Origin of the sequence: Amycolatopsis sp. cmx-11-12 (assembly GCF_046269425.1) — a bacterium.
Lineage (GTDB): Bacteria > Actinomycetota > Actinomycetes > Mycobacteriales > Pseudonocardiaceae > Amycolatopsis.
In genome coordinates this window covers 68,339-89,659 of sequence record NZ_JADNQM010000039.1, presented here as the reverse complement: position 1 = coordinate 89,659, position 21,321 = coordinate 68,339, and the positions used below count along the sequence as shown (strand labels likewise).

Sequence of the window (21,321 nt, the reverse complement as noted above, 5' to 3'; positions counted from 1 at the left end):
TGCGTGTCGCCGACACCGCCGACCACATCTGGTCCTGGTCACGATTCCGCCGCCGACGACAACACCAAGCCCGCCTCAGCCACTACAAACGGCGAGGCTACCCACTCAACTGAGTGCCGTTGCAGTATTAGTCCTCCGCAATGCGGCACCTGGTTGCGATGCTTGCGTGCGCAAGTACCGCAAGTAGGTGCCGAATTGCGACGGGTGTGCGTGGTGTAATCGCGGTTCGGTGGTGAGATCACCCTCCAGTGGTAAATGTGCCGGTTCGTGGTCGCTTAAAATTACGAACAATTGTTCGACGGATTCCGGTATTGTGGAGGTGTGTCCGAGACCCTCATTCCCGAGTTGCCGCAGGAGTTGTGGCGCGCCGGCAAGCTGGAGCTTGCCCATGGCGTGACGCATCTGTTGCAGGTGATGAGGGTGGCCTCGGCCGGGCTGGGGAAGTACTTGGCAGAGGTCGAGTCCCGGGGCGCGGAAGACCTGTTCGGCTATGCGAACGCGGCGCGGTGGTTCGCTGACGTCGCCCGGATTTCCCACGGCGACGCGCGGACCATGGTGAATCGGGCTTTGGCGTTGAACCCTGTACCGGGGGTCGGTGGCGAGGTCGCGGTGTTCGCACCCGCGACAGCCACCGCGGCCGAGGATGGCGACCTCACAGACCAGCACATCGACCTGATCCTGGAGATCCTCCGGAGAATCCCCTCCGACGTCCCCGTGGAGAAGCGCGACGGCGCGGACAAGATCCTCGCCGACCTCGCCCGCCACGCCGGGCCCAAAGAGATCACCGAAGCCGGTGCCGACATCCTCGCCCGCCTCGACCCGGACGGGAACGAGCCGAAGGACCCCGAGCCTGCCCCGCCTCGGCGGGAGGTGTTCGTCGAGCGCCGCAAGGACGGCTTCTGGAAACTGTCCGGGCTGCTGGACCCTGAGACCGGGGCCCGCACGGCGGCCGTGCTGGACGCGTATGGGACACGTCGGCCGGTCGACGAGTTCGGCCAGACCGATCACCGGACCATGCCGCAGCGCCGTGGTGACGCGTGGGCCGACGTTCTCGACCTCGCCATGGCCTGCCCTGACCAGCCGGGAACCTCCGGCTACCGCACCCTCGTGCACGTCACCGTTGGCCTGGAAGAACTGAGAACCGGCGTCGGGAACGCCTGCCTGGACTTCGTCGGCAAGATCACCGCCCGCGAGGCGCGCTTGGCGGCCTGTGACTGCCTCATGATCCCCGTCGTGCTCAGCGCGGCCGGTGAACCTCTGGATGTCGGGCGGATGAAACGGTTCGTCACCCCCGGCCAGCGCCGGGCACTGAACATCCGCGACGGGGGCTGCGCGTTCCCGGGCTGCCATCGGGCGCCGAAGCACTGCCACGCCCACCACATCCATCATTGGGCAGACGGCGGACCCACCGACCTGCGGAACCTGGTGCTGGTCTGTTCCTTCCACAACCGGCTGATCCACCACGACGACTGGCAAGTCCGCATCGCCGGAGACGGGATACCGGAGTTCGTGCCGCCGCAGTATCTCGACCCGTTACGACATCCCCGGCGCAACACCTTGCACCGCGTCGTGACCTAGCCCTTGCGTGACCGAGGAGCCCGCCAGCCACACCGGCGACGGGCCCCTCGGCATGCCCGCGTCCAGGCGGCTTTGGTCAAGGGGGTCGTGAGTGGCGATTCGTGTTCTATTGAGAGGTAGGGCAAGGTGGCGTCGGGTGAGGGGTGTGTGGAAATAGGGACGTTGAGTGTCCCTATTTCCACACACCCCCCTCTGGATCTGGATTGCCATGCGGGACTGTGTGGATTTTGGGACATCTGACGTCCCAAAATCCACACAGTGAGCCCTTTTCAAATTCCCGTCCTGGTGACAGTGTGAAGGACCGTCACGGCCTTGACCAGGCTGGTGATCCGGGTGGTACTGCACCGGAGCTTGCGCAGGAGACGCCAACCGTTGGCCTGCTCCCCTACGGCCCGGATCCGGGTGTGTGAGCGGTTGGCCGCCTGCTGGCCTGCGGAGAGATTCGCCCACCGCCCCCGGTAGGGCACACGCACGGTGCCGCCGGCGCCGCGCGGTAGCCCTTGTCAGCCCAGCAGCGGATGTCGGCGGCGGTCAGTGCCTCGATTATCCCGTGGGCACGGGCGGCCTTGAGGTCGTGCACAGCGCCGGGCAAGGCGGGCGAGGCCCATAACAGACGGCCGAGCGGATCGGCCAGGACCTGCACGTTCATCCCGTGTTTGCGGTGCTTTCCGGAGCAGAAGGGGCGGTCGGCGGCGATCCGGTCGATCGGCAGGAGCGTGCCGTCCAGGATCACAAAGGCGATCCGCCGGGCCTGCCGGATCGCGTCGGCCAACTTGGGCGCGAGCGCGGCAAGCAGGTCGACTGCTTCGCGGATGTAGCGGTAGGCAGTGGCCACGCCGATCCCGAGACTGGCGGTGCACCGGTAGCCTGCGCCACCGAGTGCCTCGTTCGCGGCGACGCCGTTGCAGGTGCCCGGCGAGGAACCGCAGGTGCGAACTGGACAGGTCGATCGCGGATGGGTAGCCAAGCATGGCGAAGCTCCTGGTCGAGCGAGTGATCTTGGTCGTGAACTCCTCTATCAGGAGCTTCGCCACATTCAGCACCTGGGGACCGACAAACTCCAGCCTGTCGCAACAAGGTTGGGAAGTGCTCACTGCCTGACGGGTGATGTTCCGGGCGCGATACTGGCCTTCATGACTCCAGCGAACCGCCCAGACACAGTCCACTTGAGGGCGTTCACCGAGGCCGACCTCGCCTTTCTCGACCGCCTCTGCACGGATCCCGATGCGCTCGGCGAGTTCGAGTGGCCCGGATTCGGTGATCCGAGGGCACGCCGCAAGCGATGGGAGATCGACGGGCATATCTCCGCCGAGTCCGCGGCGGTTGCGATCGCGCGGGCCGACGACACGGTTATCGGCATCGCCACCTGGAAGCCCCGCGGCTTCCCCTCAGGTGTCACCTACGAGATCGGCGTGGGGGTGCTACCCGAGCATCGTAGACAGGGGGTGGGCACGGTGGCGCAGAGGCTGCTCGTGGACTACCTGTTCGGCCGCACGACTGCGAACAGAATCGAAGCCCTCACCAATGGCGGTAACCTCGGCGAGCAGAAAGCCCTCGAACGCCTGGGGTTCCGCCGGGAAGGGGTCATGCACGGCAGGTCCTTCCAACACGGCGAGTATGTCGATGTGCTCGTCTACGGTCTGCTCCGCTCAGAGCATTGTCCCGGAACGCCATGAGCACTCCTCCCAACCTGTTCAGAGTGAGGTTGGAAAAGGCTCTGTGAGGGCCGAGGTCCGGCGGCGGGACCGGTCATCGGCACCGTGCCCGAACGCGACACCTTTCCCTTACCTCTCAATAACCCGAAACGCCACTCGCGACCACCCCGGCCCACGCGGTACCGGCGCTCTAGCCCACCTGAAGTACTCAAGCCTCCTCATTGAGCCTTTCGCCCTGGGTAAGCGTCCTTCCCGTGAAGGCCTCCTTCCCTACTCTCAAGGTAGGGAAGGAGGCCTTCACGGCGTTCCAGATGCGCGCGAAAGACCTCAGGCGGCTTGAGCGTCAGCCTGCGCCGCACCCGAGATCGCGGCGTACCCGCCCGCCACCAGTGCCTGCGCGGCACCGGCGTACCACTCGGCCTGGTCGGGGGCGTCGGTGGCGAGCCCGTCCACGTACCGGTTGAACAGCGAGAACAGCGAAGCGATCAGGACGGTGTCGTGGATGTCAGCCTCGGACGCGCCGGCGGCCTTGGCGTTCTCGACCAGGGCGGAAGTGACCGAGTGGCCACTCTCGCGGGTGGCCAGCGCGACCTTCAGCAGCGCGCGCAGCTTGTCCGAGATCGGCGCGGTGTCGATGTCCTGTTTGGCCGAGTCGACCGTGGCGCTGCCGCCTTCGATCTGGGCGGCGGAGAACGCGCCGTGCGCTTCGGCGCAGAAGTAGCAGTCGTTCTCCTTGGACACGACGGCGCCGATCAGCTCGCGCTCGCCGGTGGTCAGCGAGCTCGGGCCGCGCAGCAGGGTCTCGACCAGTTCGCCGAGCGGTTTCGCGGTCTCAGGGCGGAAAGCGAACAGGCCGATGATTCCGGGCTTGGTGGGATCCACCGTGATATGCGACATGCGTCCTCCAGGGATCGACGTAGACACCCGATGGTCTGCCCCGCGCACCCCCGGAAACAATATTCCCGATTGCTCTGCCCTTCGCGGGAGACCCCGCATTCAGGGAGACGTACACCTTCGCCCGCCGTGGAACCGTGGAGAGCACGGAACCGAGCGGAGGGCGGGTCACGATGCAGGCGCAGGTGCAGTCGACGTTGCGCGTCGCGGCCAAGGACGTCGTCGCCGAAGGCGTCATCACGCTGGTCCTCAAGGCCGCGGACGGCGCACGCCTGCCCGACTGGACGCCGGGGTCCCACATCGATCTGGTGCTGCCCGGCGGGCTGACCCGCCAGTATTCCCTCTGCGGAGACCGGTGGAACGCCCACGAATACCGCGTCGGGGTCCTCCGCGAGATCGACGGCCGCGGCGGTTCCGCGTACGTGCACGACGTGCTCAAGGCAGGCGACACCGTCGGAGTGAGCCGTCCCCGCAACAACTTTCCTTTGGTGCCCTCGAAGAATTATCTCTTCATCGCGGGCGGGATCGGGATCACGCCACTGCTTCCGATGATCCACCAGGCGGAACTCACCAACGCGGACTGGAATCTCGTCTACGGTGGCCGATCGCGGAACTCCATGGCGTTCAGGGACGAACTCGAAGTGTACGGCGAGAAAGTCCACATCGTCCCCGAAAACGAACAGGGCCGCCCGGATCTCCAGGCCTGGCTCGGCGAGGTCCGTGACGGCCTCCGTGTCTACTGCTGCGGCCCGGCGGGGCTGCTCGACGCCGTCGAGAACGCTTGCGCCCCTTGGCCCGCGCCCACCTTGTGGACCGAACGTTTCTCGGCGCCGGAGCAGGGCGCGCCGGTGCGCGACGAGCCTTTCGACATCGTGCTGGCGCGGCGCGGGGCGACCGTCACCGTCACCCAGGGCATGACGGTCATCGACGCGATGCGCACTGTCGGCGTCGACTTGCTTTCGTCCTGTATGGAGGGTGTCTGCGGCACCTGCGAGACCACGGTCCTCGACGGCGTCGTCGACCACCGTGACGCGCTGCTCACCGCCGAGGACCGCGCGGCGGGGGATTGCATGTTCCCCTGCGTCTCACGTTCGTGCACCGACCGGCTCGTACTGGATCTGTAAGCCCCGGAGGCCGTGATCATGACGTCGTTGCCCGTCATCGACATCGACCCGTTCGGCACCGAGGTGCTGACGGATCCGTACCCGCTCGAGCACGCGCTGCTCGACGCCGGGCCCCTGGCTTATTTGAGCGCGCACGACATCTACGCCGTCGCCCGATATGACGCGGTGTACGCGGCTTTGCGTAATTGGCAAGGGTTCCAGTCCGGCGCCGGGGTCGGCCTGTCGAACTTCCGGACCGAGAAACCGTGGCGTCAGCTGAGCATCGTCGTAGAGGCGGACCCACCTCATCACGACGCGCCAAGACGCGTTCTCGCGAATCTGCTCGGCCCGCGCGTACAACGCAGGCTCCGCGCCGAATGGATGGCCAAGGCGCACAAGATGGTCGGCAAGGTCCTCGACGGCACTCCCGGCAGCACGGTCGAATTCGACGCCGTGACGGCGATCGCGGAGAAGTTCCCGCCGCGCGCGGTCGGCGACGCGCTCGGGCTGCCGGAAGAAGGTCGCGAGAACCTGTTGCCCTTCAGCGACTTCCTCCTCAACGCCTTCGGCCCGCGCAACGAACTCGTCGCGGCCGGTGCGCCGCACGCGAAGTTCCTGACGACCTGGGTCATGGAGCACTGCCAGCGTGACAAGCTCACCGAAGACGGTCTCGGCGGGCAGATCTGGGCGGCGGCCGACCGCGGCGAGATCACCCACGAGCAGGCCCCGGGTGTCGTGCGGTCGTTGTTCGCCGCCGGGTTCAACACCACCGTGCACGCGCTCGCCGCGGTCATGCACGCGCTGGTCACGCATCCCGAGCAGTGGGCGCGGCTTCGCGCGGAGCCGTCGCTCGCGCGCATCGCGTTCGACGAGGCCGTGCGCTGGGCGTCCCCGGTGCAGACGTTCTTCCGTACCGCGGTGGGCGATGTCGGAGTCGGCGACCACGTGGTGCCAGACGGGGCGAAGGTGCTGATGTTCCTGGGCGCGGCCAACCGCGACCCCCGGCGCTGGGCCGACCCGGAGAAGTTCGACCTCTCCCGCGACCCGTCCGGGCACGTGGGCTTCGGGTTCGGCCTGCACCAGTGCGTGGGGCAGAACCTGGCGCGGCTCGAAGCCGAATGTCTCATCACCGCGCTCGCGGAGCGCGTGGAGACCCTCGAACTGGCGGCTCCCGGGGAGCGGCGCCTCAACAACACGTTGCGAGCCTGGCATTCCATCCCGGTTCGCGCCCGACTGGCACCTTAGAGAGAGGCAGCGCGGAATGAGCGAGACCGAGGGGCAGGCCGAACTGCTCGCCGTCGACGCCGAGTACCTGTGGCACCCGTGGTCACCGAGCCGGGTCAGCCCGGACACGCTGGTCGCGGTGTCCGGCAAGGGCTGCGAGGTCACCGACGCCGACGGCCGCACCTACCTCGACGCGAAGTCGTCCGGCTTCAACGCGACACTGGGCTACGCCTGCCAGCCGGTCGTGGACGCGATCGCCGCGCAGGTCGCGAAGCTGATGACCTACGACATGGGCGAGGGCGCCAACATCCCGGCTATCCGCCTGGCGCAAAAGATCGGGGAACTCGCCGGCCCGGCGCTGACCCGGACCTTCTTCTGCAACAGCGGTTCCGAGGCGATGGAGGCGGCGATCCGGATCGCGCGTTTCTACCAGGCCGTACTCGGTTCGCCCGAGCGCGGGCTCGTCGTCTCGCTGCACAACGGCTATCACGGCGCCACGATGGCCGGTGCCGCGACCGCCGGGGCGCCGTCGCCGATCTCCGACGAATTCACGCCGAACGGGTTCGTCACCGTCCCCGGCCCGGAGGAAGGCATCGGCGCGCTGAAAGGCTTCCTGGCCGACCACGGAAGGCGCACTGCCGCAGTCCTCGTGGAGCCGGTCCAGTCGCGTGGCGCCTACGTCATGCCGGAGGACTACTTGCGTGGTGTGCGGGAACTGTGTGACGAGCACGGAATCCTGCTGGTCCTCGACGAGGTGACGACCGGTTTCGGCCGGACAGGGCTGATGTTCGGCCACCAGCACGCCGGTGTCCAGCCGGACATCCTGGCCACCAGCAAGGGATTGGCGGCGGGGTACATCTCGCTCGGCGCCGTCACCACCACCCAGCACGTCTTCGAAGTCTTCGACAGCAACAAGAAGATGGCCGGGTTCGTGCACGGGCACACGCATTCCGGGCATGCCACCGCGTGCGCCGCCGGACTCGCCGTCATCGGCCACATCGAGTCCGAACAGCTCCTCGCGAACACGCGGGCCCGGGGTGAGCAGCTGCTGACCGCGCTGGAACCCCTGCGGGAACTCGGCTGCGTGACCGACATCCGCGGCCGCGGCCTGATGATCGCGGTCGAGATGGACCGGTCCCGTCGTGCCGCGCAGGTGCGGAAACTGATGCGGGACAACGGAGTCCTGGTCCGGCGTACCGGTAAGAACGTCGTGCTCGCGCCGCCCCTGATCCTCACCGCGGCCGAGGCGGACCGGATCTCGCGGGAACTCCTGTCCGCCGCGGAGAAGGCCGCCCTCATCGAGTACTGAGGGCGGCCCCCCGGGGTCACAGCAGGATGTCGCCCAGCAGTTTGGCGAAGCCTTCCGGGTCCCAGATGAAGCCGCCGTGGTCGCCGGGGAACTCCACCACTCCGACACCGAGTTCGTCGGCGAGCGCGGCGCACGTCCGCCGGGTGAGCAGGCCGCCGGAGTCCGCGCCGAGGCCGACCACGACCCGGAACGGCCCGTCGCGCAGCGCGTCGAGCCGAGGCTCGTACCGCGTGGTCGTGCGGAGTTCGTGGACGAAGAAGCGGCGCCCGTCCTCCAGGTCCTGTTCGGGGGAGTCGCTCGGCGGCGGGCCGGCCTCGTCCTCCTCGAAGCCCGAGGTGCCGAGGAACTTCGTCCAGGCCGCTTCGAGTCCGTCGGTCTCGAACGCTTTCACGATCTCGTCGACGTCGGCGTGCCGCTCGGCCGCGTCGGGCAGCAGGGTCAGTGCCGGGGGCTCGTGCGCGACGAGTGTCCGGATCCTGCCGGGGTGGCGGGCCGCGAGCGCGAGCGTGGTCATCGCGCCGCCGCTGGAACCGAACACGTCGGCCGTTTCGGCGCCCAGGTGGTCCAGGATCGCGACGACGTCCTCGGCGCGCTTCTCCGGGCTCGAGTCCTCGTTCGGGTCGTCCAGGGGGCTCCGGGAGATACCCCGGGGGTCATGGGTCACCACGGTGAACCGGCTCGCCAGCGCGTCGGCCAGCGGCGCGAACGCGTCCGCGGCCATCGGTGACCCCATGGCCAGCAGCAGCGGTCCGTCGCCGCGGACCTCGTAGTGCAGCCGGCCGCCGGGGATGGTGATCTCGTTCGTGCTGGTCATCTCGGTCATCCTTCCTCGATCTTCCGCCCGTCGGGTGGCGGCGTCAGAAGGTGGACTCCGGGCCGGGCGCGAACTCATCGCTCGCGCCCGGCAATTCGCCGACGTTCACCCGTTAGTGGTCATCCGGCGGTGAAGATCTTGCCCATGATCCGGCGTGAAACGGCCCGCGGCGAGTACGCCAGGAACGCCGTGAGCAGGCGTGCGATGGTTCCGGGCACGGTGATCGTGCGCCCGGCGTCCCACGCCTTCAGTCCGCCGCGGACGACCTGTTCGGCGGTGGTGAAGCCAGGCGTCTTCTCCACCGTGTCGCCCAGCCCGGCGACGTCACCGAACTCGGTCGAGGTCGCCCCGGGGCACAGCGCCATGGCCCGCACACCGGTCCCCGCCAGCTCTGCCGACAACGACTCCGTGAAGGACAGCAGGAAGGCCTTCGTGGCGCCGTAGACGGCCATGTTCGGGGTGGCGAAGAAGCCCAGGTTCGACGCGACGACGATGATGCCGCCCGACCCGCGCGCGACCATCTTGGGAACGGCCTGCGACACGAGGTTGACGTTCGCCGTCACGTTGAGCTGGATCATGCCGAGGGCGTCGGACGGCTCGCTCTCGTGAAAACGGCCACGCGAGCCCCGGCCGGCGTTGCAGACGACGAGGTCCGCACCGCCGAGTTCTTCGGCCCGCCCGAGGATCGCCTCGGCCGCGCCTTCCGAAGTGACGTCCCGGACTTCGGGGACGATCCAGCCGTCGGAGCCCTTGGCCAGTTCTTCGAGCCGGTCGGCGCGGCGGGCGACGGCGAGCACGCGGTAACCGCGGTCTCGCAGCACCCGCGTGAACTCCGCGCCGATGCCGGACGACGCGCCGGTGACCACGGCCAGGGGAGCGTCGTGGACGGACCCGCCGGTCATGACCGGACCAGCGACGGCTCGCCCAGGCGCACCGGGACCTCCTTGTGGCCGTTCATGATGAACGTTCCCTGGCCCTCGAGCTCGTCGACGCCGACAGCGAGCTTCAGGTCCGGGTAGCGCTCGAACAGCGCGGGCAGCGCGATCCGCAGTTCCAGCCGGGCCAGCGGCGCGCCGAGGCAGAAGTGCGCGCCGTGCCCGAACGACAGGTGGGTCTTGTCGGCGCGGGTGGCGTCGAACTGCCCGGCGGTCTCGCCGTGGTTCTCCGGGTCGCGGCCGATGGCGGTGAAGCCCATCAGCACCGGGTCACCCTTGCGGATGGTGACCCCGGCGACCTCGACGTCCTCGGTCGCGTACCGCAGCGGGAGCTGCGCGACCGGGGCGTTGACCCGCAGGGCCTCTTCGATGACGTCGTCCCAGGAAACCTGGCCGCTGTCCAGGAGTGCCTTCTGCTCGGGCTGGCTCAGCAGCGCGACGACGGCGGCGCTGAGCGCGTTCATGAGGGTCTCGGAACCCGCGCCCAGCATGAGGTGCAGGGTGCCGACCATCTCCTCGTCGGTGAGCCTGCTGCCGTCCTCCTCGCGCGCGGCGAGCAGGAGGCTGGTCAGGTCGTCGCCGGGGTTCTCGCGTTTGAACTCGGCGAGTTCGGTCAGCTCCTGGTGCCACAGCTCGACGTTCGCCTCGGCCTCGTCACCGGAGGTGGTCGTGGTGACGTTGACGCCGGCACCGCGCAGGGCGGACGCGCGGGCCGATTCCGGCACCCCGAACATGTCGCAGATGACGCGGGCGGGCAGCGGGGTGGCGAAGCGGCCCTTGAGGTCGATGACCTCGTCCGGACTCGCGGTGGAGAGGCCGTCCAGCAGGTCGTCGACGATCTTCTGGATCAGCGGGCGGGTCAGCTCGACCTGCTTCGGGGTGAAACCACGGGAAACCAGCTTGCGCAGGCGCTGGTGGTCCTCACCGTCGTTCGTGGTCATGTTGTCCATCAGGAGCCAGCCGATCAGCGGCCAGTTCGAGGGGATCTCGCCCTCGGTGTACTTGGTCCACTTCTGCGGGTCCTTGGCGAACCGGTTGTCGGCCAGCACCTGGCGGGCCGCCTGGTAGCCGGTCACGGACCACCCGATCACCCCGCCGGGCAGTTCGACCTGGGTGATCGGCCCCTGTGCGCGGAGAGCCTCACTCTCGGCGTGAATGTCCGTACCCGCGATGTCCAGGGTGTAAGGGCAGCGGCTTTCCATCGGATCTTCTCCTCAACGATCGAAAAAAGGGTGGAGTCAGGAGCGGAAGAACACCGTGAGCAGTGGGGCGCCCGCCTTCTGGTTGAACAGGTGCCCCTCGTTCATGTACACGTACTGGCCGTGGGGAAGCCCGTCGGCGAGGGCGTGACAGTTGTCGATCAGCCAGGAAGGACTTTCCCGGCCACCGATGACCAGGGTCGGCACCCTGATCCCGGGCAGTTGGTCGAACGGGACGGACTCGTGGTTCGCGTCGAGGATGGAGTCGTAGAGCGTCGTCGGGGCCATGGCCTCGAACGACGGCCAGATGGGGAGGGACTTGAATCCTTCGATGGTCTCCGAGCTGAACCGGACGTTCTCCTTGAGGAACAACGCGACGGCGTCGGTGCGGTGATCGGCGGCGACCATCCGCTCCAGATCGTCCATATAGGACTCCGGAAGCTGATGGCCGCCGTAAGTGGGTTCGTACAGTGCCATCCTGCCCATCGGGACACCTTGAGCCGCCGCCCGCATGGCGATCAGGCCACCGGTGCAGTTGGCGAAGATGGCCGCGTCGGAACCCGCCGCTTCGAGTACCGCCGCCAGGTCTTCGACCTCCCGGTCGATCGTGTATCCCGACAGGCCGCCGTTGTCCTCACTGTTCCCGCGGCCGCGGCGGTCGTAGTTGTAGACGGTGAAATCCTCCGAGAGCAGTTCGGCAAGGTCGGCGAACATGGCCTTCTCGTTGAGCCCGCCGCCGACGATGATCACCGGCGGGCCTTCCCCGGATTTCTCGAAGGCGATCCGCGTCCCGTCGGCCGATGTCACATGTTCGAGCACGAGACCGCGTGCCCCGAACCCGATGTTGTCGAGGCTGGCCGCGGTTTCCTGGTTCGCCATCACGAATCTCCCGCCTGTCGAAACCCGCTTCCCACGCTAGGTCGCGCTCACCTCCATGCCATCTCCCTGCTTGCCGGCATGCTTCGGCCACGGGCCGCCCGGCGGGGAGGCGAACCCGACATAGTGCGCAAAGGGTATAGGTAATCGAGAGCCTTCGGCTTCTTCCAAACTGCGAATAGAATTCGTTGACAAGCAACGACGAAGATCCGTAACTTTATCACCGGAAGCGCTGGGGAATACCTCGAAAATACCCATCGCCAATCATTTCCGGCCAAACCCCGATGAAGGAGAAAACAGTCATGCGCAAAAGCGTCTTCGTGAAGTCCGTCGCCGGTGCCGCCGCCGCTCTCGGCATGCTGGTCGCCTTCCAGGCGCCGGCGTCGGCCGATGCCCCTTCGGCGACGGTGACGCCGTCGTCCGGATTGGCCGACAACGCCGTGGTCCAGGTGGGTGCGTCGGGGCTGACGGCGGGTACGGTCTACACCGTCGGCGAGTGTGCCGAGGTGTCTTCCGGAGTGCTCGCCTGCAACGCCGCGGCACGGGCGGACGTGACCGCCGCGGGCGACGGCACCCTTTCCACTCCGCTGACCGTGAAGAAGAGCTTCGAAGGAATTCTTTTCGACGGCACTTCGTACGGCACCGTCGATTGCGCGGCGGTCACCTGTGTGATCGGCCTCGCCGACGACGCGGGTAATGGCCCGGCCGGGGTCGCCATTTCCTTCCAGTAAGAGCGACCGCACGACGGAATAACAAAGGGCACGGGTCGCCTCGCGGCGATCCGTGCCCTGATGTCCGCTTGGGGCGAACTTCATGATCATAAGCTCGTAACTCATCGGTCAGGGGTGAGGTGGACCCTGCCCGATCGTGCGATCGGAACCTACGCTCGTTTGCGCAGCTCAATGGGGGATTCTGGACCGCAAAGGAGCACTTGTCGTGGCACGTCCAATCGAAAAGATCGTGATAGTCGGCGGCGGGACGGCAGGCTGGATGTCCGCCGCTTACCTGAATCGAGCCTTCGGCAGGAAGGTCGACATCACCCTGATCGAATCCCCGCGGATCCCGCGGATCGGGGTGGGTGAGGCCACCGTGCCGACCCTGCGGACCACCTTCTCCTTCCTTGGCATGAAAGAAGAAGACTGGATGCCGAAGACCAACGCGGTCTTCAAGTCCGCCGTCCGGTTCAACGACTGGCGCAAACCGCACGAGGGCCGCGACAGCCATACCTACTACCACCCGTTCTTCGACGTTCCCGAACCCGCGGTGCAGAACTACGAGAAGCCGTTCCACAAGCGTTTCGGCCGCGGCGTCTCGCTCGCGCACTTCTGGCTGAAGCAGCGCTTGGCCGGTGACACGCGGGTGCGCGAGACCTTCGGTGACGCGGGAATGGCGCTACAGCGCCTTTGCGAGCTCGACAAGGCCCCGAAACCGTTGCCAGGCACCGACGCTCCGGACCCCGGCTACCGCTACGCCTACCACTTCGACGCCGCGCTGATCGCCAAGTACCTTCGCGAACTGGCGACCGGCCGTGGCGTGAAGTTCGTTTCGGCGGACGTGAAAGCGGTGACCGTCGCCCCGAACGGCACCATCGAGAAGGTCGTCACCGATACCGCCGGCGAGATCGAAGCCGACCTTTTCCTGGACTGCACGGGATTCCGGGGCCTGCTGATCAACGAGACGCTGAACGAGCCGTTCGTCAGCGCCAACGACGTCCTGCTGTGCGACTCCGCCGTCGCGCTTCCCGCACGGCACCAGGAGGGTGGCCTGCGGCCGTACACCTCCGCCACCGCGAAGCCGGACGGCTGGATCTGGGAGATCCCCCTCGCCGACCGCGACGGCACCGGCTTCGTCTACTCCAGCGCGTTCACCACGCCGGAGAAGGCCGAACGGAAGCTGCGCGAGCACCTCGGCGGCCGCGGGCACGACATCGACGGCAACCACATCAAGATGCGGGTCGGGCACAACCGGCGTTCGTGGGTGAACAACTGCGTCGCCGTCGGACTGTCGAGCTGCTTCGTCGAACCGCTGGAGTCCACCACGATCGCGCTCATCGAGTACCAGCTCGCGTTGCTGGTGCTGCACTTCCCGGACTCGGACTTCGACGAGCGCCGCAAGGCCCGCTACAACGAACTCATGGTCGGCGCGTTCGAGGACCTGCGCGACTTCATCGTCATGCACTACACGCTCACCGACCGCGACGACACCGAGTTCTGGAACGCCGTGCGGGAGGCGCCGATCCCGGCGAGCCTGGAGGAAAAGCTCACCGAGTACGCGGAGAGCGTCATCATCCCGGACGGCAGCCAGCTGCGGCTGTTCGAGACCCGCAGCCTCTGGGCGATCCTGTCCGGAATGGACTTCGACTTCAAGAAGGCGCCGCCGTCGGTCGACCTGATGAACGACGCCGCCGCGTGGGAGATGTTCGAGAAGATCGACAAGGAACGCGAGATCTACTCGGCCGGTCTGCCCGGCCACCGCGAGTACATCGAGGCCCTGCACCGCGGCCTTTGATCGCGCGTGAAGGCCCCCTTCCCTCGGTTCAGCCGAGGGAAGGGGGCCTTCACGCGGGGGTCCGGGTCAGCCCGCGAGCGGGAGGTCGTCGCGGTCGTCGCGGTTCTGGCCGTCGATGCTGTGCAGGCGCCGCTTCTTCTTGCCCTTCAACAAGGTGAAGGTCACGCCGAGGCCGATGACGGCGAAGACCACGCACGCGATGAACGCGGCCCGCAGCCCGGTGGTGAACTCGGCGGGCCCGCCCGGCGCGGCGGTGAACGACGTGGACACCGAGGTGACCACGGCGACCCCGAGCGCGCCGCCGATCTGGAACGAGGCGACGTTGATCCCCGACGCCGCACCGCTGTCGGCCTGCGGCACCTTGGACAGCGCGGCCACCGAAGCGGCCGCCATGCCCGCGCCGAGACCCGGGCCGAAGACGACAAGGCCCCACAGGATGTCGGCCCCGTAGCTGCCGTTGACCGGCACCTGCGAGAGCAGCAGGCAGCCGGCGCCGAGCAGCACGAGACAGGCCGCGACGACCGGCCGGACACCCATCCTGGTGACCACGGCCTGCCCGACGTAGGCACCGAAGAACGCCAGTGTCGGCATGACTGATTGCAGCACGCCGAATTCCAGCGGGCTGTAGCCGAGGACGACCTGGCCGTACATCGAAATGGTGACCGAGAGGCCGAACGCCGCCATGCCCATCGCCACCGTGACGAGGTTGCCGCCCGCGAGCGCCGGGCGCCGGATCAGCGCCAGCGGGACGAGCGGCGACGCCGAACGCTTCTCCACGGCCACGAACAGCGCGAGCAGCGCGGCGGCGACCGCGAACAGGATGAGCGTCGGCGCGCTCGTCCAGCCCCACACCGGCGCCTGGACGACGGCGAGGATGATCGCGACGAGTGCCAGCGTGCTGACCACCGCGCCCGCGACGTCCTGGCTGCGGCGCTTGCCGGAGTCACGGCTCTCCTGCAACAGCACCGGCGCGAGCAGCATGACGAGTACCGCGATCGGCACGTTGACGTAGAACACCCACTGCCAGCCCAGGGTCTGGGTGAGCAGCCCGCCGACGAGCAGACCCGCCGTCGCGCCGATCCCGCCGATCCCGGACCAGCCGGCGAGCGCGGTGTTGCGGCTCTTGCCCTCGGGGAAGGTGTTCATGAGGATCGACAACGCCGTCGGCACCATCAGCGCCGCCGCGATCCCGCTGAGCGCCCGCGCGGCGATGATCACCGCCGGGCTCCACGCCAACCCGCAGAGCACCGAGCCGACGAGGAACAACGCCGTGCCGAGCACGAACACCCGGCGCCTGCCGAAGTGGTCGGCCGCCCGGCCGCCGAGGATGAGCAGCCCGCCGAAGGTGATGAGCTTCGCGCTCAGCACCCATTGCGCGTCGGCGGGTGCCATCCCGAGGTCGGGCGCCAGCGAAGGCAACGCCAGGATGACGCTCTGCGAATCCAGCAGGACCGCGAAGTTGGCCGCGCACAACAGGACCAGCGCGGCCCAGCGGAATCTGACGGCGTCGCCCGCCGCTTGGAGATGACTCACCGGAACTCCTTGTTCTTGGGCGAAAAGCGGATCAAGCCGCGGAACGCTCGGCGTCGCCGGTGTCGGTCCGGGGCGTCGGAAGGGGGGTGACGGTGGCGTTCTTCTTGCCACCGCCGGAGAGCAGGACCCGGCGCATCATCGACGGCTTCATCAGCGCCTGCGGCGGGTCGATCAGCGAGATTGTGCGCATGAACCCGCGCGCCACCACCGGGTCGTTCGCGGCGGCCGCCATCACCTTCGACATGTAGGCGTTGCCGATCTTGGTGGCGAGGGTGCGCTTGCCGCGCACCGTCTCGTAGCCGAGGTCGGCGGAAGCGGACATCATCCACGGCGAGTCGGTCGCCTTGGCCAGGTCGCGGAAGTAGCCGCGGAAGTCCGGCTCGACGCCCTTCTCCAGATGCTTGCGCAGTACGTTCGCGCCCATCGCGGCGACCGTCATGCCCTGGGCGTAGACGGGGTTGAAGATGCAGGCGGCGTCGCCGAGGATCAGGTATCCGGCGGGGAAGCGGCTCAGCTTCTCGTAGTGGCGGCGGACGCTGGCCGGGAACCGGAACGATCCGGCGGGCGCGCGCTGCTCCGCGTTCTCGATGGCGTTGTAGACCTCCTTGACCGGCAACGTCTTGGCGTAGGCCAGGAAACCGTCGTGGTCGGTCGGAGCCCGGTCGCCCGCGATACCGGTGAGGGTGAGGGCGTACCGGTCGGCGAGGCGCGCGAAGATGCCGCCGCGCGGGAAGTCCGGGGTCGCGGTCGGGACCAGCGCGATGTCCTCGCCGAGCGGGTCGACCGGCAGCGGGCCGACGAAGTCCATCGTCGTGTAGGTCAGGTCCATCTGGACCTTCTCCTCCGGCGCCTTCTCGTAGCCGAGCTCCTCGAGCCAGCGCGGGGACCGCGAGCCGCGGCCGGAGGCGTCGACGATCAGGTCCGCGCTGATGACCTCCTCGCCACCGCCGTCCCGGCTCTGCACGCGGACACCGGTGATGCGTTCGTTGCCCTCGTTCGCGACCAGGCCGACGATGTCCGTGCGCTCACGCAGGACGACGCCGGGGCGGGGCAGCGTGCGGGAGCGGAGGAAGTGCTCGATCACCGGGCGATTCGCGGCCACACAGGCCATCCCGGTGTCGGTGACGGCGAACATCTCGCCGTTGAAGTAGTAGTGGCAGGTCGAGCCGTAGTCGCCGACCGGGACACCCGCCGCGATCATGTCGTCGACGAACCCGGGGAACAGATCTTCGATGATGATCCGTCCGCGTTCGAGCAGGGCGTGGATGTGGATCGCCCACGAGATCGCCGGGCGCAGATCCGTCCCGGCCGCGGTGAGGTCGTCGCGTTCGATGACGGTCACCTGGCGGTAGGCGTCGGAAAGCACGCGGGCGGCGAGCATCCCGGCGATGCTGCCCCCGAGCACGACGGCGTGATCGCCGATTTTCGTTCCCATTGGCGTATGCCTTTCGGTGATCAGGTGAGTGGGCGGACACGAAAAACGCTATGCCGCTCCCCAGGTGTCCTCTTCTCCTCGCTTTGCGAGGCGCTTCTCCGCGGTTGCGAGCTTGGTCCGAGGCGGTATTCCGGCGCCCGGCGAACGCGTAGTTTCCGATGTGGACCTCCGCTTCTCCAGTGATCACAACGGAAACGAACGACAGGAGACAGACCGATGACCGCAACCGCCGACACCGCCACCGGAGTGGCCGCCCTGCCTGGCCAGATCGTCGCCGCCTGGGCCCGCCACGACGCGGAGGCCTTCGCCGACGTGTTCGTCGAGGACGGCACGATGATCCTGCCCGGCGTCCACGTCAAAGGCCGCGACAACATCGCGAAGTTCATGGGCGGTGCGTTCGCCACGGCCTATCAGGGCTCCCAGGTCACCGGCACCCCGTTCGACGTCCGCGAGATCGCGCCCGGCGTCGTCGTGCTGTACACCGAGGGCGGCGTGATCCAGGCCGGTGACACCGAGGTCGCCGAGAACGCCAAGGTGCGCGCTTCGTGGACCGCTGTCCTGCGGGACGGCGAATGGAAGCTTGCCGCCTACCAGAACACGCCGCGCGACTGAGTCTAGTGGCGCCGCCGATGCCGTGAAGGCCTCCTTCCCTACCCTCAAGGTAAGGAAGGGGGCCTTCACGACAGTCGGGCGGAGGTCATGAGTGGCCTCGTAGTTACTGTTCCCAATGTCGCATTTGAGACGCTCAGTGTCCCCAATGAGGCATTGGGGACACCGGCTCCCCGCCCGCTTACCTCAGCGGAAGAACTTCGTCAGCAGTTCGGCGCCCAGCGTGTCGTCCATCAGGTGGCCCGCGGTGTCCATGGTGACGTACTCACCCCTCGGGATCCCGTCGGCGACGGCCTGGCACATGTCCTTCATCCACTGTGGACTCTTGTTCCCGCCGAGCACCAGACTGGGCACGGTGATCGCGCTCAGTTCCTCGGCCGGGACGCGGTCCGCGTCGTCGGACAGGATCGAGTCGTACGGCATCGAATGCGCCATCGCCTCGAACGCCGGCCAGATCGGATGCGTCGAGAAGAAAGCGATCTCGTCCTCGGTGAAAAGCGCGTCCCATTTCAGGAACAGGGAGACGGCCTCCTTGATCCTGTCCTGTTCGAGCAGCTCCATGAGCTGTTCGGTGTAGCCGGGCGGGACCTTCGGGCCGCTGTACGGGGGTTCGTACATGGCCAGCTTGAGCATGGGGACGCCCCGCGCGGCCGCCGGTACGGCGATCATCGAGCCGGTGCAGTTCGCGAAGGCGTGGGCGGTGCCGCCCGCGGCCTCGATCACCGCGGCCAGGTCTTCGATCTCGATGTCCACTGTGTACGGTCCGACACGTTTGTCGTCGCTGTCACCGCGAGCACGGCGGTCGTAGTTGTACACGGTGAAGTTCTCGGACAGGCCCTCGGCGAGTTCGGCGTGCATCGCCTTCTCGTTGAGGCCGCCGCCGATGATGATCACCGGCGGCCCGGTGCCCGACTTCTCGTAGGCGATGGTGGTCCCGTCGGCGGACTTCACCGTCTCGATCGGGAGGTCGCGGTTGCCGTAGTCGAGGTTCTCGATGTTGGCCTGGTCAGTCACGGTCCGAACCCCTCGCTCGCAAGGCCTGCTTGAACTTCCGGAGGTCGTCGAGGAAGAGGTCGGGTGCCTCCAGGCCGGGGAAGTGGCCGCCCCGGTCGAGCCGCCGCCACTGCACGATGTCGGAGAAGGCCCGGTCCGCGTAGGTGCGGATCGGCTCCATGATGTCGTACTTGTACGCCGCCACACCGATCGGCGTGGAGATCGGCGGCAGGGGAGCCACGAACGTCTTGTATTCCTCGAACCTCGGGTGCGCGACGGCCAGTTCGGGGTGTGGCGTCGCCGACGTCCGGGTGAACTGGGCGTTGTCGCAGTAGAAGTGCGCCGCGTTGCCCGCCGAACCGGTGAGCCAGTAAAGCGTCACGTTGGCGAGCAGGTCATCGCGATTGAAGACCTCCTCCGGCGAATCGACGGCACCCGACCAGCCGTGGAACTTCTCGATGTACCAAGCGAGTTGCCCGACCGGCGAATCGGCGAGACTGTAGCTCAGCGTCTGCGGCCGGGTCGCGTGCTCGACCATGTACCCCGGCGCGGGGAACATGTACGGGTCGAGCAGTTCGAGTTCTTCTTCGCTCAGGCCTTCGAGATCGCTCGCGTCGGCCGGCGGGGTCACCAGGAAGTTGACGTGCGCGGCGAGCACGTTCTCCGGCTTCATCGCGGCCAGGATGATCGAGATGAACGAACCCCAGTCCGCGCCCTGGACGATGTAGCGGTCATAGCCGATCTCGGCCATCAGCTTGCCCCAGATCTCCGACATCTTGGGGACGGTCCAGCCGTGCTGGGTCAGCGGAGTGGAGAAACCGAAGCCCGGCAACGTCGGGATGACGAGGTGGTAGGCGTCCTTCGGGTCGCCGCCGTGGGACCGCGGGTCGGTCAGCGGCCCGATGAGGTCCAGGTACTCGATGATCGAACTCGGCCAGCCGGTCGTCATCACCATCGGCGTCGCGTCCGGTTCCGGCGAACGGACGTGCAGGTAGTGGATGTTCGCCCCGTCGATGTTCGTGATCGACTGCGGGAACTGGTTGATCTTCGCTTCGGTGGCACGCCAGTCGTACTCGGTGCGCCAGTACTCGACGAGCTCCTTCAGATAGGACTGCGGCACGCCGCGGGTCCAGCCGACGTCGGGAGTCTCGGCGGGCCAACGGGTGTCGTCGAGCCGTCTGCGCAGGTCGTCGATGGCTTCCTGCGGAATGTCCACTTTGAACGGTGTCATGACCGGGTCCTCAGTACGTCGGTGATGGCGGCGGAGATCTCCGCCGCCTGTTCTTCTTCGAGCACGAGCGGTGGACCGACGACGAGCGTGGGACCGTAGTCACGGGCCAGGACGCGGTGCTTGCCGCGCAGGTCGTCGATGATCGCGACCATGCGGTCGAACGGCATCGGTTCGCCGGTGTTCGGGTCGGCGGTCAGTTCGATGCCGACCATGGCGCCGTGCACGCGGACGTCGTGGACGTTCGGGAGGTCACGGATGCCGTCGAGACCCTCGGTGAACCAGCTCTCGATCTTCTTGGCCTGGCCGAGGATGTTCTCCCGCTCGATGATGTCGAGGTTCACCAGCGCCAGCGCGCACGCGACCGGATGCCCCGAGTAGGTCAGCCCGTGGAAGAAGAACTTCTCGGGGTTGCCGACCATGACCTCGCCGATGTCGTCGCGCATGAGGACGGCACCGAGTGGCGCGTAGCCGCTGGAGATGCCCTTGGCGGTGACGATGATGTCCGGGCTGTAATGCGCCGAAGCGAACCAGTCGCCCGTGCGGCCGAACCCGGTGATGACCTCGTCGGCGATCAGCAGGATGCCGTACTTGGTCAGCAGGGTGCGGATCCGCGGCCAGTAGTCCTCCGGCGCCACGATGACACCGCCACCGCCCATCACCGGTTCGCCGATCATCGCGGCGATCTTCTCCGGTCCGATCCGGAGGATCTCGGTTTCCAGTTCCCGCAACAGAAAGTCTGTGGGGTCCTGTCCGCCGAACATCTCCGGGTGCGACAGCATGGGCGGGCTCACCTTGGTGACGTGCGGCATCGTCGGCCCGGCGCCGAAGTGCATGTCGTCCATGCCGCTGACGGAACCGCCGGCGAGAGTCGTTCCGTGGTAACCGAACTGCCGTCCGATGATCCAGGTCCGTTCGGTGTCACCGCGTTCGAAGTGGTACCGGCGCGCGATCTTGAGCGCCGCCTCGGTCCCGTCCGAACCACCGCTGGTGAAGTGGATCTTGTTCATGCCCGCCGGGGCGAGTTCCGCGAGGCGGGCGCCGAGCCGGATCGCGGGTTCGTTCGAATATTCGCGCCACAGCGAGAAATACTCCAGTTTCTCCGCCTGTGCCGCCGCGGCTTCCGCGAGTTCGGCGCGCCCGTGGCCGACGGCGACCACCCAGTTGCCGCCCGCCATCCCGTCGATGAACGGGACGTCCGCGGCGTCCCACACCACGGATCCCTTGCCGCGGACGAAGATGTTGCGTTCGGTCCGCGTCGGGTTCTGGTGTGGATGGATGAGGTGCTTCCGGTCCAGAGCCTGAAGCGTGGCCGCGTACTCCGCGTGCCCCTGCGCCTGGCTAGCGTTGGTCATTTCGGCGTTCCCTCCGCGGATTCCGGCATCAGACACCACCCACGCTAGGGGAGACGGCCTCGGTGGTCTTCTC

Annotated in this window: 18 protein-coding genes and 1 pseudogene; 8 read left to right on the top strand and 11 right to left on the bottom strand. The window is 67.5% G+C overall.

The window, feature by feature from the left end; all coding sequences use genetic code 11:
- The first annotated feature begins 321 nt into the window (after positions 1 to 321).
- Positions 322 to 1,578: a DUF222 domain-containing protein gene (locus ACLARN_RS36550; RefSeq protein WP_409496048.1), complete on the top strand. Its 1,257-nt coding sequence runs from the start codon at positions 322 to 324 to the stop codon at positions 1,576 to 1,578.
- A 269-nt stretch (positions 1,579 to 1,847) separates the two neighbouring features.
- Here ACLARN_RS36550 and ACLARN_RS36545 read toward each other — a convergent pair.
- Positions 1,848 to 2,549: pseudogene (locus ACLARN_RS36545) on the bottom strand (transposase family protein).
- A gap of 162 nt (positions 2,550 to 2,711) precedes the next feature.
- Here ACLARN_RS36545 and ACLARN_RS36540 point away from each other — a divergent pair.
- The gene (locus ACLARN_RS36540; protein ID WP_409496047.1) at positions 2,712 to 3,254 is read left to right on the top strand and encodes a GNAT family N-acetyltransferase; all 543 of its coding nucleotides are present in this window, start codon (positions 2,712 to 2,714) and stop codon (positions 3,252 to 3,254) included.
- 306 nt (positions 3,255 to 3,560) lie between these two features.
- Here the strand turns inward: ACLARN_RS36540 and ACLARN_RS36535 are convergent, their stop codons facing one another.
- Positions 3,561 to 4,130 (bottom strand): carboxymuconolactone decarboxylase family protein, encoded by a 570-nt coding sequence (locus tag ACLARN_RS36535; RefSeq protein WP_409496046.1) that lies wholly within the window; start codon positions 4,128 to 4,130, stop codon positions 3,561 to 3,563.
- A gap of 170 nt (positions 4,131 to 4,300) precedes the next feature.
- Here ACLARN_RS36535 and ACLARN_RS36530 point away from each other — a divergent pair, with 170 nt between their 5' ends.
- The 3 genes from ACLARN_RS36530 to ACLARN_RS36520 are packed head-to-tail and all read left to right on the top strand — an operon-like array spanning position 4,301 to position 7,763.
- Positions 4,301 to 5,251 (top strand): PDR/VanB family oxidoreductase, encoded by a 951-nt coding sequence (locus ACLARN_RS36530; protein WP_409496050.1) that lies wholly within the window; start codon positions 4,301 to 4,303, stop codon positions 5,249 to 5,251.
- 18 nt (positions 5,252 to 5,269) lie between these two features.
- Positions 5,270 to 6,475: a cytochrome P450 gene (locus ACLARN_RS36525; RefSeq protein WP_409496045.1), complete on the top strand. Its 1,206-nt coding sequence runs from the start codon at positions 5,270 to 5,272 to the stop codon at positions 6,473 to 6,475.
- Positions 6,476 to 6,491: 16 nt separating this feature from the next.
- Positions 6,492 to 7,763 carry an aspartate aminotransferase family protein gene (locus ACLARN_RS36520; protein ID WP_409496044.1) on the top strand — a complete coding sequence of 424 codons (1,272 nt, stop codon included), beginning with the start codon at positions 6,492 to 6,494 and terminating at the stop codon, positions 7,761 to 7,763.
- 16 nt (positions 7,764 to 7,779) lie between these two features.
- Here the strand turns inward: ACLARN_RS36520 and ACLARN_RS36515 are convergent, their stop codons facing one another.
- The 4 genes from ACLARN_RS36515 to ACLARN_RS36500 all read right to left on the bottom strand — a co-directional run bounded on the left by ACLARN_RS36515 (position 7,780) and on the right by ACLARN_RS36500 (position 11,590).
- Positions 7,780 to 8,577, bottom strand: coding sequence for an alpha/beta fold hydrolase (locus ACLARN_RS36515; RefSeq protein WP_409496043.1), 798 nt, complete (start codon positions 8,575 to 8,577; stop codon positions 7,780 to 7,782).
- Between the two features lie 119 nt (positions 8,578 to 8,696).
- Positions 8,697 to 9,479, bottom strand: a complete 783-nt coding sequence (locus tag ACLARN_RS36510) for an SDR family NAD(P)-dependent oxidoreductase (protein WP_409496042.1) — start codon at positions 9,477 to 9,479, stop codon at positions 8,697 to 8,699.
- On the bottom strand, positions 9,476 to 10,714 hold the full coding sequence (locus ACLARN_RS36505) for a cytochrome P450 family protein (protein ID WP_409496041.1): 1,239 nt from the start codon (positions 10,712 to 10,714) through the stop codon (positions 9,476 to 9,478). The genes ACLARN_RS36510 and ACLARN_RS36505 overlap by 4 nt, the downstream gene beginning before the upstream one ends.
- Before the next feature lie 36 nt (positions 10,715 to 10,750).
- The gene (locus ACLARN_RS36500; RefSeq protein ID WP_409496040.1) at positions 10,751 to 11,590 is read right to left on the bottom strand and encodes an alpha/beta fold hydrolase; all 840 of its coding nucleotides are present in this window, start codon (positions 11,588 to 11,590) and stop codon (positions 10,751 to 10,753) included.
- A gap of 299 nt (positions 11,591 to 11,889) precedes the next feature.
- On the opposite strand from ACLARN_RS36500, the gene ACLARN_RS36495 reads away from it, so the two are divergent.
- Positions 11,890 to 12,318 (top strand): enediyne antibiotic chromoprotein, encoded by a 429-nt coding sequence (locus ACLARN_RS36495; protein ID WP_409496039.1) that lies wholly within the window; start codon positions 11,890 to 11,892, stop codon positions 12,316 to 12,318.
- Between the two features lie 205 nt (positions 12,319 to 12,523).
- Positions 12,524 to 14,095, top strand: a complete 1,572-nt coding sequence (locus tag ACLARN_RS36490) for a tryptophan halogenase family protein (protein ID WP_409496038.1) — start codon at positions 12,524 to 12,526, stop codon at positions 14,093 to 14,095.
- Positions 14,096 to 14,161: 66 nt separating this feature from the next.
- Here the strand turns inward: ACLARN_RS36490 and ACLARN_RS36485 are convergent, their stop codons facing one another.
- Together ACLARN_RS36485 and ACLARN_RS36480 are read right to left on the bottom strand one after the other, a co-directional pair.
- Positions 14,162 to 15,628, bottom strand: a complete 1,467-nt coding sequence (locus tag ACLARN_RS36485; RefSeq protein WP_409496037.1) for an MFS transporter — start codon at positions 15,626 to 15,628, stop codon at positions 14,162 to 14,164.
- A gap of 31 nt (positions 15,629 to 15,659) precedes the next feature.
- Positions 15,660 to 17,063: an FAD-dependent oxidoreductase gene (locus ACLARN_RS36480; protein WP_409496036.1), complete on the bottom strand. Its 1,404-nt coding sequence runs from the start codon at positions 17,061 to 17,063 to the stop codon at positions 15,660 to 15,662.
- A 216-nt stretch (positions 17,064 to 17,279) separates the two neighbouring features.
- Here ACLARN_RS36480 and ACLARN_RS36475 point away from each other — a divergent pair, with 216 nt between their 5' ends.
- Complete coding sequence (locus ACLARN_RS36475) at positions 17,280 to 17,675, top strand: SgcJ/EcaC family oxidoreductase (protein WP_409496035.1); 396 nt, start codon at positions 17,280 to 17,282, stop codon at positions 17,673 to 17,675.
- Positions 17,676 to 17,858: 183 nt separating this feature from the next.
- On the opposite strand, the gene ACLARN_RS36470 is transcribed toward ACLARN_RS36475, so the two are convergent.
- The 3 genes from ACLARN_RS36470 to ACLARN_RS36460 are packed head-to-tail and all read right to left on the bottom strand — an operon-like array spanning position 17,859 to position 21,248.
- Positions 17,859 to 18,686, bottom strand: coding sequence for an alpha/beta fold hydrolase (locus ACLARN_RS36470; protein ID WP_409496034.1), 828 nt, complete (start codon positions 18,684 to 18,686; stop codon positions 17,859 to 17,861).
- Positions 18,679 to 19,896, bottom strand: a complete 1,218-nt coding sequence (locus ACLARN_RS36465) for an epoxide hydrolase family protein (protein WP_409496033.1) — start codon at positions 19,894 to 19,896, stop codon at positions 18,679 to 18,681. The genes ACLARN_RS36470 and ACLARN_RS36465 overlap by 8 nt, the downstream gene beginning before the upstream one ends.
- Positions 19,893 to 21,248: an aspartate aminotransferase family protein gene (locus tag ACLARN_RS36460; protein WP_409496032.1), complete on the bottom strand. Its 1,356-nt coding sequence runs from the start codon at positions 21,246 to 21,248 to the stop codon at positions 19,893 to 19,895. The genes ACLARN_RS36465 and ACLARN_RS36460 overlap by 4 nt, the downstream gene beginning before the upstream one ends.
- Positions 21,249 to 21,321: the final 73 nt, after the last annotated feature.